10 protein-coding genes are annotated in these 12,373 nt (G+C 67.9%); 6 read left to right on the plus strand and 4 right to left on the minus strand.

The features are described 5' to 3' along the window. Positions 1 to 205 precede the first annotated feature (205 nt). Positions 206 to 1,063, minus strand: a complete 858-nt coding sequence (gene speE / locus HWX25_RS25095; RefSeq protein WP_175911107.1) for a polyamine aminopropyltransferase — start codon at positions 1,061 to 1,063, stop codon at positions 206 to 208. Between the two features lie 216 nt (positions 1,064 to 1,279). Here speE and tkt point away from each other — a divergent pair, with 216 nt between their 5' ends. Continuing rightward, complete coding sequence (gene tkt / locus HWX25_RS25100; RefSeq protein WP_059689086.1) at positions 1,280 to 3,352, plus strand: transketolase; 2,073 nt, start codon at positions 1,280 to 1,282, stop codon at positions 3,350 to 3,352. An 86-nt stretch (positions 3,353 to 3,438) separates the two neighbouring features. After that, entirely contained in the window at positions 3,439 to 4,449 is a 1,011-nt protein-coding gene (gene gap / locus HWX25_RS25105) for a type I glyceraldehyde-3-phosphate dehydrogenase (protein WP_175911109.1), read from the plus strand. Positions 4,450 to 4,526: 77 nt separating this feature from the next. On the opposite strand, the gene HWX25_RS25110 is transcribed toward gap, so the two are convergent. Next, positions 4,527 to 5,417 carry a LysR substrate-binding domain-containing protein gene (locus tag HWX25_RS25110; RefSeq protein WP_175911111.1) on the minus strand — a complete coding sequence of 297 codons (891 nt, stop codon included), beginning with the start codon at positions 5,415 to 5,417 and terminating at the stop codon, positions 4,527 to 4,529. A 146-nt stretch (positions 5,418 to 5,563) separates the two neighbouring features. Here HWX25_RS25110 and HWX25_RS25115 point away from each other — a divergent pair, with 146 nt between their 5' ends. Together HWX25_RS25115 and HWX25_RS25120 are read left to right on the plus strand one after the other, a co-directional pair. Next, positions 5,564 to 6,337: an SDR family NAD(P)-dependent oxidoreductase gene (locus HWX25_RS25115; RefSeq protein WP_059820429.1), complete on the plus strand. Its 774-nt coding sequence runs from the start codon at positions 5,564 to 5,566 to the stop codon at positions 6,335 to 6,337. Between the two features lie 9 nt (positions 6,338 to 6,346). Beyond that, on the plus strand, positions 6,347 to 7,405 hold the full coding sequence (locus HWX25_RS25120) for an L-idonate 5-dehydrogenase (RefSeq protein WP_175911113.1): 1,059 nt from the start codon (positions 6,347 to 6,349) through the stop codon (positions 7,403 to 7,405). Positions 7,406 to 7,497: 92 nt separating this feature from the next. Here the strand turns inward: HWX25_RS25120 and HWX25_RS25125 are convergent, their stop codons facing one another. Further along, complete coding sequence (locus tag HWX25_RS25125) at positions 7,498 to 8,697, minus strand: MFS transporter (RefSeq protein ID WP_175911115.1); 1,200 nt, start codon at positions 8,695 to 8,697, stop codon at positions 7,498 to 7,500. 280 nt (positions 8,698 to 8,977) lie between these two features. Here HWX25_RS25125 and cynR point away from each other — a divergent pair, with 280 nt between their 5' ends. After that, complete coding sequence (cynR, locus tag HWX25_RS25130) at positions 8,978 to 9,868, plus strand: transcriptional regulator CynR (protein ID WP_175911117.1); 891 nt, start codon at positions 8,978 to 8,980, stop codon at positions 9,866 to 9,868. Between the two features lie 57 nt (positions 9,869 to 9,925). Here cynR and HWX25_RS25135 read toward each other — a convergent pair whose 3' ends face one another. After that, complete coding sequence (locus HWX25_RS25135; RefSeq protein ID WP_175911119.1) at positions 9,926 to 10,648, minus strand: FCD domain-containing protein; 723 nt, start codon at positions 10,646 to 10,648, stop codon at positions 9,926 to 9,928. Between the two features lie 188 nt (positions 10,649 to 10,836). On the opposite strand from HWX25_RS25135, the gene HWX25_RS25140 reads away from it, so the two are divergent. Then, complete coding sequence (locus HWX25_RS25140) at positions 10,837 to 12,156, plus strand: C4-dicarboxylate transporter DctA (RefSeq protein ID WP_059535511.1); 1,320 nt, start codon at positions 10,837 to 10,839, stop codon at positions 12,154 to 12,156. Positions 12,157 to 12,373 lie beyond the last annotated feature (217 nt).

Below are 12,373 nucleotides of genomic sequence, written 5' to 3' on the forward strand. Positions count from 1 at the left end.
AAATCTCCTGTCGAACGGTGTTGGCGCTTGAGCGGTTACTCCGGTCCCATGCTTGGCAGTCCAACGGATATTGGCGCGCGGGCGCCCGGTGCGGTTCCGCGGACATGCCGGCGGGCCGCGTGCATCGTTCCGGGCGCGGGCGTCGCGGGTCGAGCGCGGGAGAACGCGCGGCCAACCCGCAGAACGATGCGTCCGCCCGGGACGCTCAGCGACGAACGCCCAGTGTATCGCGCAGCGCGCGCGGCAGGGCAAAGAGGGCCGCATGGAGCCGCGCATCGTAGTAGCGCAAGCCCTGCACGCGGCGCGCGGAGAGACGCTCGTCGATGTCGTGCGCGAACAGCGCGGCGGCATCGAGCGTGTCGCTCGCGATCGCCATCAGCCATTGGGATCCGTACAGCGGCACGTGCGCGGACAACGGATCGACGAACGCGAAGCTCGCGCGCAGGTCGGCGAGCAGCGCGGCGATGCGCGCCGCGTGGAACACCGGCGAGCCGAGATGCAGCGAGATCGCGCCGCACGGCGTGAGGATCCGCTTGAGTCGCGCGTAGAACTCGCGCGTATAGAGACCGGCCGCCGGCGAATCGGGCGGCGTGAGGTCGAACACGACGAGATCGAAATGCTCGACGGTCGACGTGACGAAATGCGCGGCGTCGCCGATCACGACCTCAACGCGCGGGTCGTCGAGCGCGCCCTGGTGCACGTCGTCGAGATAGCGGCGCGCCATGCCGACCACTTCATTGTCGAGTTCGGCGACGACGATCCGCTCGATGCACGCGTGCTTGAGCAGCTGGCGCGCCGCGCCGCCGTCGCCGCCGCCGAGCACAAGCGCCTTGCGCGGGCACGGATGCGTGAGCGCGGCCGGGTGCGTCATGCACTCGTGGTACACGTATTCGTCGCCGACCGACGTCATCGGCCGTCCGTCCAGCGTGAACAGGCGGCCGAGCTGCGGGGTTTCCCAGACTTCGATGTGCTGGTGCGGCGACGCGACGTGCGCGAGCCGGCGTGCGTTCGGGAAGCCGTACGCGGCGTCGGGCGTGGGATGGAAGAGAAGGGTCGTGTTCACGGGCGGGCCGCTCGGGGCGGGCAGTTCCGACGCCTGAATTATAGGAGGCATGCGGTTCCGCGGAAAAGCGTGCCGGAACACCGCGCGCCGACAAGGGAAATGTCAGCCCATCTGTTAAAATGTCGAGCTTTGCAGCCCCGTCCGTAGGCTCCGTCCGCTTCGCGTCCGTCAGGCGCCGCACCGCGCGCCGGGAACGATTGACGCTCGAGCTTCCGGATGCCGCCGTGCCCCCGTTTCCTCGACTCGTTCTCCGGACTCGACATGACGACTTCGTCTCCCGCCTCCACCACCCTGATGGCCAACGCGATCCGTGCGCTCGCGATGGACGCCGTCCAGCAAGCGAACTCCGGCCACCCCGGCATGCCGATGGGCATGGCCGAAATCGGCGTTGCGCTCTGGTCGCGCCACCTGAAGCACAACCCGACGAACCCGCACTGGGCAGACCGCGACCGCTTCGTGCTGTCGAACGGCCATGGCTCGATGCTGCTGTACTCGCTGCTGCACCTGACCGGCTACGACCTGCCGATGGAAGAGCTGAAGAACTTCCGCCAACTGCACTCGAAGACGCCGGGCCACCCCGAATACGGCATCACGCCGGGCGTCGAGACGACCACCGGCCCGCTCGGCCAGGGTCTCGCGAACGCAGTCGGCATGGCGCTCGGCGAAGCGTTGATGGCCGACGAGTTCAACCGTGACGGCGCGAAGATCGTCGATCACCACACGTACGTGTTCCTCGGCGACGGCTGCCTGATGGAAGGCATCTCGCACGAAGCCTGCTCGCTCGCGGGCACGCTGAAGCTGAACAAGCTGATCGCGCTGTACGACGACAACGGCATCTCGATCGACGGCGACGTCGTCAACTGGTTCCACGACGACACCCCGAAGCGCTTCGAAGCCTACGGCTGGAACGTGATTCCGAACGTGAACGGCCATGACGTCGACGCGGTCGACGCGGCGATCGCGAAGGCGAAGCTGTCGGACAAGCCGACGCTGATCTGCTGCAAGACGGTGATCGGCAAGGGCGCGGCGACCAAGGCCGGCGGCCACGACGTGCACGGCGCGGCGCTCGGCGCGGAAGAAATCGCGAAGACGCGCGCAGCGCTCGGCTGGAAGTGGGAACCGTTCGTGATCCCGCAGGAAGTCTATGCGGCGTGGGACGCGAAGGAAGCCGGCAAGCGTGCCGAATCCGAGTGGGACGCATCGTTCGCGCAATATCGCGCGAAGTTCCCGGCGGAAGCCGCTGAATTCGAGCGCCGGATGGCCAACAAGCTGCCGGCCGACTGGGCCGAGAAGGCCGCGGCGATCATCGCCGGCGCGAACGAGCGCGCCGAGACGGTCGCGACCCGCAAGGCATCGCAGCAGGCGATCGAAGGGCTGGCTGCCGCACTGCCGGAACTGCTCGGCGGCTCGGCCGACCTGACCGGCTCGAACCTGACCAACTGGAAGGCATCGAAGGCGGTCCGCGCGAATCCGGAAGGCGCGGGCGTGCTGCTCGGCAACCACATCAACTACGGCGTGCGCGAATTCGGTATGAGCGCCGCGATCAACGGCCTCGCGCTGCACGGCGGCCACAAGCCGTTCGGCGGCACCTTCCTGACGTTCTCCGACTACAGCCGCAACGCGCTGCGCGTCGCGTCGCTGATGAAGGTCCCGTCGATCTTCGTGTTCACGCACGATTCGATCGGCCTCGGCGAAGACGGCCCGACGCACCAGTCGATCGAGCACGTGTCGAGCCTGCGCCTGATCCCGAACCACGACGTATGGCGTCCGGCCGACACGGTCGAGACGGCCGTCGCATGGACCCACGCGGTTGCCGCAGACCGTCCGTCGAGCCTGATCTTCAGCCGCCAGAACCTCGCGTTCAACCCGCGCACCGACGCGCAGATCGCGAACATCGAGAAGGGCGGCTACGTGCTGAAGGACTGGGACGAAGAGATCGTCGCGCGCAAGATCATCCTGATCGCGACGGGCTCGGAAGTCGAACTCGCGATGAAGGCCGTCGAGCCGCTCGCGCAGCAGGGCATCGCGGCCCGCGTCGTGTCGATGCCGTCGACCAACGTGTTCGACCGCCAGGACGCCGAATACCGTGAACGCGTGCTGCCGCACGGCGTGCGCCGCGTCGCGATCGAAGCGGGCGTGACCGCGTTCTGGCACAAGTACGTCGGCCTCGAAGGCGGCGTCGTCGGGATCGACACGTTCGGCGAATCGGCCCCGGCCGGCGTGCTGTTCAAGTACTTCGGCTTCACCGTCGAGCACGTCGTCGAGACCGCGAAGGCCGTGCTGGCCTAAAAGCATTCGCGACGCGCGTCACCCCCGCGCGCGTCGCACCGTGAAGCTGCACGAAACGAATTTTTTCAGCCATCAGGAGATAGACCATGACGATTCGCGTCGCAATCAACGGCTACGGCCGTATCGGCCGCAATACGCTGCGCGCGTTTTATGAAAACGGCAAGAAGCACGATCTCGAGATCGTCGCGATCAACGACCTGGGCGATGCGAAGACCAACGCGCACCTGACCCAGTACGACACCGCGCACGGCAAGTTCCCGGGCGAAGTGTCGGTCGACGGCGACTACCTCGTCGTGAACGGCGACAAGATCCGCGTGCTGGCCAACCGCAACCCGGCGGAACTGCCGTGGGGCGAGCTGGGCGTCGACATCGTGATGGAATGCACGGGCTTCTTCACGACGAAGGAAAAGGCGAGCGCGCACCTGAAGGGCGGCGCGAAGAAGGTGATCATCTCGGCGCCGGGCGGCAAGGACGTCGACGCGACGATCGTCTACGGCGTGAACCACGACGTGCTGAAGGCCGAGCACACCGTCATTTCGAACGCATCGTGCACGACGAACTGCCTCGCGCCGCTCGTCAAGCCGCTGAACGACAAGATCGGCCTCGAAACCGGCCTGATGACGACGATCCACGCGTACACGAACGACCAGGTGCTGACGGACGTCTACCACGAAGACCTGCGCCGCGCGCGTTCGGCCACCCACAGCCAGATCCCGACGAAGACGGGTGCTGCATCGGCCGTCGGCCTCGTGCTGCCGGAACTGAACGGCAAGCTCGACGGTTACGCGATCCGCGTCCCGACGATCAACGTGTCGATCGTCGACCTGTCGTTCATCGCGAAGCGCGACACGACGGTCGAGGAAGTCAACGCGATCATGAAGGAAGCATCGGAAGGCGCGCTGAAGGGCATCCTCGGCTACAACGACGCACCGCTGGTGTCGATCGATTTCAACCACAACCCGGCTTCGTCGACGTTCGATGCGACGCTGACCAAGGTGTCGGGCCGCCTCGTCAAGGTGTCGAGCTGGTACGACAACGAGTGGGGTTTCTCGAACCGCATGCTGGATACGGCAGTCGCATTCGCGAACGCGAAGTAATCCCGCACGTCGCGCGGCCGCCGCAAGGCGGTCTGCGTGGCGAACGAGCCCGGCCCGGTTTTTCCGGCCGGGCTTTTTTATTGCCCGGCGTTCGCCGTCACGTGTTCGAGCGCGTCGACGAACGCGCGCTTGAGCGGGCTTTCGAGGTCGGTCCACGCGAGGCCGATGCCGGTCCGGTGCCCGGCCAGGTCGAGCGGCCGCGCGAGCACGTTCGGCGGCAGCGCGCTCGCGGCTTCCGCCGGGATCAGCCCGATCCCCATCCCGGCCGCGACGAGCGCGAGCATCGTCGTGAATTCGCCGAATTCCTGCGCGATCTCGAGCGTCGTGCCCGCGCGGCTCAGCGCGAGCAGCATGTCGTCGTGAAAGCCGGGCGCGTAGCGGCGCGCGAGCACGAACGCGGGCTGGCCGCGCAACGCGGCCGGCGCGATCGTCTCGTGCGCGGCGAGCGGATGGTCGATCGGCAGCGCGACGACGAAGCCCTCCTCGAGCACCACGCGCGTGTCGATGCCCGCATACGCGGCCGGCAGCCGGATCATTCCGAAATCGATGCGCCGGTCGCGCAGCGCGGCAATCTGGTCGGGTGTCGGCAGATCCTTCAGTTCGAGCGCGATCAGTGGATAGCGCTCGCGCATCGTGCGCAGCACGGCCGGCAGCAGCGCCGGCAGCACCGACGACACGAACGCGATGCGCAGCGTGCCGATCTCGCCGCGGCTCGACAGCCGCGCCATCTGCTCCGCACGCGTGGCCTGCTGCAGCGTCGCCCGCGCCTCGGGCAGGAACACGCGTCCGGTATCGCTGAGCTCGACCTTGTGGCGGTCGCGCTCGAACAGGCGGGCGCCCAGATCTTCCTCGAGCGCCTTGATCTGCATGCTCAGCGCGGATTGCACGATGAACAGGCGCTGCGCGGCGCGCCCGAAATGCAGCTCTTCCGCGAGCGTGACGAAGGCGCGCAATTGCTTGAGTTCCATGGTGGGCGGGCGGCGGACGGTGATCTGATTTCATGATAACCGGATCAAAAAAGACCATTGGCGCGACTCCGGCGGAGCGCCGAAGATACGCTCATCGCGAGACCGGCCGCGACCGGCGGTCGGCTCGATGGCACGAGGAGACACGCATGAGCAACGCGCTTGACCGGTTCCGCCTGGACGGCCGCCGCGCACTGATCACCGGTTCCGGACGTGGGATCGGGTTGACGCTCGCCCGCGGGCTCGCGGAGGCCGGTGCTGCGATCGTGATCAACGATCGCAATGAGGAGAAGGCCGCGACGCTCGCGCACCATTTCCGCGATGAAGGTTTCGCGGCCGATCACGCGGTGTTCGACGTCGCCGAGCACGCGCAGGTGCGTGCGGCGATCGACGATTTCGAGGCGCGCGTCGGCGCGATCGACATCCTCGTGAACAACGCGGGCATCCAGCGCCGCGCGCCGCTCGATGCATTCGATCCGGACGACTGGCATGCGCTGATGCGCGTGAATCTCGACGGCGTGTTCAACGTCGCGCAGGCGGTGGCGCGCCACATGATCGCGCGCGGCCGCGGCAAGATCATCAACATCTGCTCGGTGCAGAGCGAGCTTGCGCGGCCGACGATCGCGCCGTATGCGGCGACGAAGGGCGCGGTGCGGATGCTGACGAAAGGGATGTGCGCCGACTGGGCGCGTCACGGCATCCAGGCGAACGCCCTCGCGCCAGGCTATTTCGAGACGGAGTTGAACCGCGCGCTGGTCGACGACGCGGCGTTCTCTGACTGGCTGTGCAAGCGCACGCCGGCCGGCCGCTGGGGGCGCGTCGACGAGCTGTGCGGCGCGGCGATCTTCCTGGCGTCGGCCGCATCGGATTTCGTGAACGGCCAGACGCTGTTCGTCGACGGCGGCCTGACCAGCGCGGTATAGGAGAACGTCATGCGTATGCGTTGCATGTGTCTCGTGATCCACGGGCCGAACGACCTGCGGCTCGAAGAGCGGGACGCGGGCGAGATCGGCCCGGGCCAGGTGCGCGTCGATGTCGCGATGGGCGGCATTTGCGGCTCCGATCTCCATTATTTCCGGCATGGCGGCTTCGGCGCGATCCGGCTGCAGCAGCCGATGGTGCTGGGCCATGAAGTGGCCGGCACGGTGGCGGCGGTCGCGCCGGACGTGACGTCGGTGAAGGTCGGCGATCGCGTCGCGGTGAATCCGAGCCGCCCGTGCGGCGCGTGCCGCTACTGCCTGGAAGGGCTCCCGAACCAGTGTCTCGACATGCGCTTCTACGGCAGCGCGATGCGCATGCCGCACGTGCAGGGCGCATTTCGCAACGCGCTCGTGTGCGATGCCGTGCAGTGCGTGAAGGTGGCGGACGATGTGCCGCTGTCGCTCGCGGCGCTCGCCGAGCCGTTCGCGGTCGGGCTGCATGCGGTGTCGCGCGCCGGCCCGCTGATCGGCCGCCGCGTGCTCGTGTCGGGGTGCGGGCCCATCGGCGTGCTGGCGGTCGCGGCGGCGCGCGTGCACGGCGCGGCGGAGATCGTCGCGACCGACGTGGTCGATGCGCCGCTCGAGGTTGCCCGCGCGCTCGGCGCGGATCACGTGATCAACGCGTCGACGGACACCGGCTGGGTCGCGCGCTACGGCGCCGACAAGGGGACGTTCGACGTGATGATCGAGTGTTCGGGCAATGCGCGCGCATTGCGCGACGGCCTCGACGTGATGCGGCCGCGCGGCGTCGTCGTGCAGCTCGGGCTCGGCGGCGACGTCAGCCTGCCGCAGAACGTCGTGGTCGCCAAGGAGCTGTCGATCTGCGGGTCGTTCCGCTTCCATGCGGAATTCGCGCTCGCGGTGCAGTTGATCAATGCGCGGCGCGTCGACCTGAGCCCGGCCGTGACGGGCGTATTCCCGTTGCGCGACGCGAATCGCGCGTTCGAACTGGCCGGTGACCGGCAGCGTGCGATGAAGGTGCTGATCGATTTCGCGCACGAGGGGGCATGATCGTCTGCTGATGGCGCGACGGTGCGCATGCAGAAAAGGCACGCCCGCGATTTGCGGAGCGTGCCTTTTTCATTGGCGAGGGCGAAAGCGGGCTATTGCGTGACTTGCCGCGCGCCGACGCGCTGCGACACGAGCCACAGGGCGATCAGCACGCCCGAGAGCGCCGCGCCCGCGATGCACACGCCACGCCAGCCGTCGATGCCGTACGCGACGCTCGCCGCGAACGACCCGAATGCGCCGCCGACGAAGTAGCTCGTCAGGTAGATCGTCGTCACGCGGCTGCGCGCGTGGCCGGCGAGCGCGTAGATCACGCTCTGGTTCGAGATGTGCATGCCCTGCACGCCCACTTCGAGCAGCAGGATGCCCGCGATCAGCGCGACGAGCGAATGCGCGCCGGCCGCGATCAGCGCGAACGAGGCGAGCACGGCCGCCGCGAACAGGCCGGTCGCCGCGTTGCCGTGGCCGCGATCAACGAGGCGGCCGGCCGACGTCGCCGCGAGCGCGCCTACCGCGCCGACGATCCCGAACAGGCCGATCTGCCCTTCGGAATAGCTGTACGGCGGCTGGCTCAACAGGAACGTGAGGCCGGTCCACAGCAGGCTGAAGCATGCGAACACGAGCGCGCCGTAGGTCGAGCGCAGCGCGATCAGCGGCTGCGCGCGCACCAGTGCGACGAGCGACTTCATCAGCGCCGCGTAGTCGAGCCGCGCGTGGCGGCGGTCCTTCGGCAGCTTCGCCGCGAGCACGCCGGTCAGCGCGAGGATCATCGCCGCGGCGATTCCGTACACCGCGCGCCAGCCGAACCCGTCGGCGATCGCGCCGGCCGCGACGCGCGCGAGCAGGATGCCGAGCAGCAGCCCGCTCATCACGGTGCCGACCGCGCGGCCGCGCGTGCGCGCATCGGCGAGCGAGGCGGCGAACGGCACGAGCAACTGCGTCGAGCACGTGACGAAGCCGAGCGCGACGTTCGCGACGACGAACATCGTGAAGTTCGTGCTGAACGCTACGCCGACCAGCGCGATCACGTTGAGCACGAGCAGCCGCACGATCAGCGTATGGCGATTGACCGCGTCGCCGAGCGGGACGATCAGCAGCAGGCTCGCCGCGTAGCCGAGCTGGGTCAGCGTGACGAGATAGCCGAGTTCGGCGGGCGGGCGGCCGAAGCTGTGCGCGATCGCTGCGAGCAGCGGCTGCGCGTAATAGATGTTGCCGATGACGATGCCGCACGCGCAGGCGAACAGCAGCGTCATCGCGCGGGTCAGGGGAGGATGGTTGTCGTGATGCGGTTCCATGGTCGCGAAAAAAACAGCGGCGCCGGCCGGCGGCATGGGTCGTCGGCGAAGCGGGTTGCGGAAATCGGGGCCGGCGTCAACGGATCGACGATGTGCCGATGCGCGCCGGGCGGCGCGTCGTGCAGCGGGCGAAGGGAGGGCGGGCCCGGGTGGGCCGCTCCGGTGCGGCGGCCAGGCGCCGTGGGCGGGAGCGGATGTGCGTATGATGCGGAAATCGAACCATAGCGTCCAAGACTGGATTCTTATGGTATCCATTGGCATTACCAATACATCGCCCACGATGCTACTCCGCCACATTCGCTATTTCCTGGCCGTCGCCGAGCAGCGCAGCTTCACGCGCGCGGCCGATGTGCTGCACGTGTCGCAGCCGACGCTGTCGCAGCAGGTCCGCCAGCTCGAGGACATGCTCGGCGTGCAGCTGTTCGACCGCTCGGGCCGCGCGGTGCAGCTCACCGAATTCGGCGAGGTCTACGCGCGTCACGCGCGCGCGGCGCTGCACGAGCTCGATGCCGGGCAGCGTGCGCTGCACGACGTCGCCGATCTCGGCAGCGGTTCGCTGCGGCTCGCGATGATGCCGACCTTCGCGGCCTACCTGAGCGGCTCGCTGATCGACGCGTTCCATGCGGATTTCCCGAACGTCGCGCTGACGATCGACGCGATGCCGCAGGAGCGCATCGAGGCGCTGCTCGCCGACGACCGGCTCGATGCGGGTTTCGCGTTCGTGCCGCCGCGCGCGCCGGACATCGACGCGCTGCCGCTGTGGGACGAACCGCTCGCGCTCGTGACGGGCCGCACGCACCGCCTTGCCCGCCGCCGGCGCGCGCTGAGCCCGGCCGAGCTCGTCGGCGAGCCGCTGGTGCTGCTGAGCCGCGCGTTCGCGACGCGGGAAAGCATCGACCGGTACTTCATCGAACAGGGCGCGCGGCCGACGATCGCGATCGAGACGAACACGGTCAGCGCGGTGCTGGAGCTCGTACGCCGCGGGCGGCTCGCGACGGTGCTGCCGGACGCGGTCGCGGGCGAGAGCGGCGACCTGTGCGCGCTGGCGCTCGATCCGCCGCTGCCGTCGCGCACGGCGGCGCTGCTCACGCGCAAGGGCGCGTACCGCAGCGTCGCGGCGCGCGCGTTCATCGCGCGTGCGCTTGCGTATCGCGATCCTTCGGGGGGATGACCGGTACGACCGGAGAAGGGCGGCCGCGGCGGCCGGGACCGCCGGCCGACGGCGGCGTCAGGCGCCCGGCGTCGGGAAGAAGATGCCCGCGCGTTGCGCGGCATTCGCGATGTGCGTCTCGATCGCCGTGCCGGCCGCGGCCGCATCGCGGGCGATCAACGCGTCGACGATCGCACGGTGCTCGTGCCACGTCGACAGCAGCAGCTCGCGCCGATAGAACGGCATGCGCTGGCTTTCCTTCATGATGTCCGCGCTGCTGCGCAGCACCGACTCGATCGCCGCGTTGCCCGCGAGATGGATGATCCGCATGTGGAAGTCGAAGTCGAGCCGCGACGCTTCGTCGAGTGCGCTTTCGGTCAGCGCGACGTGCAGGTCGGCGAGATTGTCCTCGAACCATGCGATGTCGTCGTCGGTGACGACGTGCGCGGCCATCCGCGCGGCGAACCCTTCGAGCGCGTAGCGCATCTGGTACGTGTCGGGCGGCGACGATTGCTCGGCGAACTGCCACGGATGGGCGGCCGTCGCCTGGGCGCTTTCGACATAGACGCCCTTGCCGGCGCGGATGCGCAGCATCCCGAGCGCCTCGAGCGTGGAGAGCGCCTCACGCAGCGACGCGCGGCTGATTTCCAGCTCCTCGGAGAGCTGGCGCTGGGCCGGCAGCAGGCTGCCGACCGGGTACACGCCTGCCTCGATCCGGTCGCGGATCGTCGCGATGGCGGCGTCGGTCACGGTGTGCGGAACGTTTTTCATGATGTGAACGATGGCCGGTCTGACCGGCATTGTAATCCGCCCGCGCACGATGCATGACCGGCCTACGGGAAAGCCACGATCCGCCCCCGCATGCGCGGGAAATCCCTATTTTGTTCGCCCTTGACGCGACTATATCGGCTTCCTACTATCCACCATAACATCACTGGTCTTACCAGTATGAACAGACGAAACTGCAACCGTTGGATCGGGAGAGCGCCGTGTCGAAATTCCTCAATTCGCTGTTTGGCCGGGTAGTCGTCGCATTAATCCTGGGGGTCGCGCTCGGCGCGTTCTTCCCGCATTTCGCCGAGTCGCTGCGACCGCTCGGCGACGGCTTCCTGAAGCTCATCAAGATGGTCATCGGCCCGATCGTGTTCTGCGTCGTGGTCAGCGGGATGGCCAATGCGGGCGACCTGAAGAAGGTCGGCCGGGTCGGCCTGAAGGCGGTCGTCTACTTCGAGGTGATGACGACGATCGCGCTCGGCATCGGGCTCGTCCTCGCGTGGCTGACGCGCCCGGGCGTCGGGATGAACATCGACCTGCGCTCGCTCGACGCGGCCTCGCTCTCGTCGTATGCGAAGAATGCCGAAAGCCTGAAGGACACGGCCGGCTACCTGATGAAGATCATCCCCGAGACCGCGATCGACGCGTTCGCGAAGGGTGACATCCTGCAGATCCTCGTGTTCGCGGTGCTGTTCGGCTCCGCGCTGTCGCTGCTCGGTGACAAGGCGCAGCGCGTGAACAGCCTGATCGAGGAACTGTCGCACGTGTTCTTCCGCATCATCGGCTTCATCATCAAGCTCGCGCCGCTCGGCGTGCTCGGCGCGATCGCGTTCACGACCGGCAAGTACGGCGTCGCGTCGCTCAAGCAGCTCGGCTACCTCGTCGCCGTGTTCTACCTGAGCTGCATCGTGTTCGTCACGGTCGTGCTCGGCATCGTGATGCGCATCGCGGGCTTCTCGGTGTTCAAGCTGATCCGCTACCTGCGCGAGGAGCTGTCGATCGTGCTCGGCACGGCGTCGTCGGACGCGGTGCTGCCGCAGGTGATGAGCAAGCTCGAATACATGGGCATCAAGGATTCGACGGTCGGCCTGGTGATCCCGACCGGCTATTCGTTCAACCTCGACGGCTTTTCGATCTACCTGACGCTCGCCGTGCTGTTCATCGCGCAGGCCACCAACACGCCACTGTCCACGCATGACCTGATCGTCGTGCTGCTGGTATCGCTCGTCACGTCGAAGGGCGCGCACGGGATTCCGGGGTCGGCGATCGTGATCCTCGCGGCGACGCTGTCGGCGATTCCCGCGATTCCGGTGCTCGGCCTCGTGCTGATCCTGCCGGTCGACTGGTTCGTCGGCATCGCCCGCGCGCTGACCAACCTGATCGGCAACTGCGTCGCGACGGTGGTCGTCGCCGTGTGGGAGAACGACATCGACCGGGCCCGCGCGACGCGCGTGCTGAACCGCGAACTGCGCTATGTGGCCGACGAGCAGGGCAGCGCCGCACCGGTCGCCGGCGACCAGGCCCACGCGCTCTGAGCCTCCTCGCGCGAAGCGGCTTCCCCGACCGCTTCGCGCGAACGAATTTCCTGCGGCCGGCGCCACGATGCGCCGGCCCTCATCAAGATAATGGAGAATGAAATGAACGCGTCCCACCCATGCACGTGAGAGCAAAGAGGGGTGGATCCTCACGGGCCAACGGCATCGATGTGCCCAGGTGGAAAATGCACGCATTTCCCGGCAACCGGAGGATCCA

Source organism: Burkholderia sp. BCC1640 (genome assembly GCF_902833125.1).
GTDB classification, from domain to species: Bacteria; Pseudomonadota; Gammaproteobacteria; order Burkholderiales; family Burkholderiaceae; genus Burkholderia; species Burkholderia diffusa.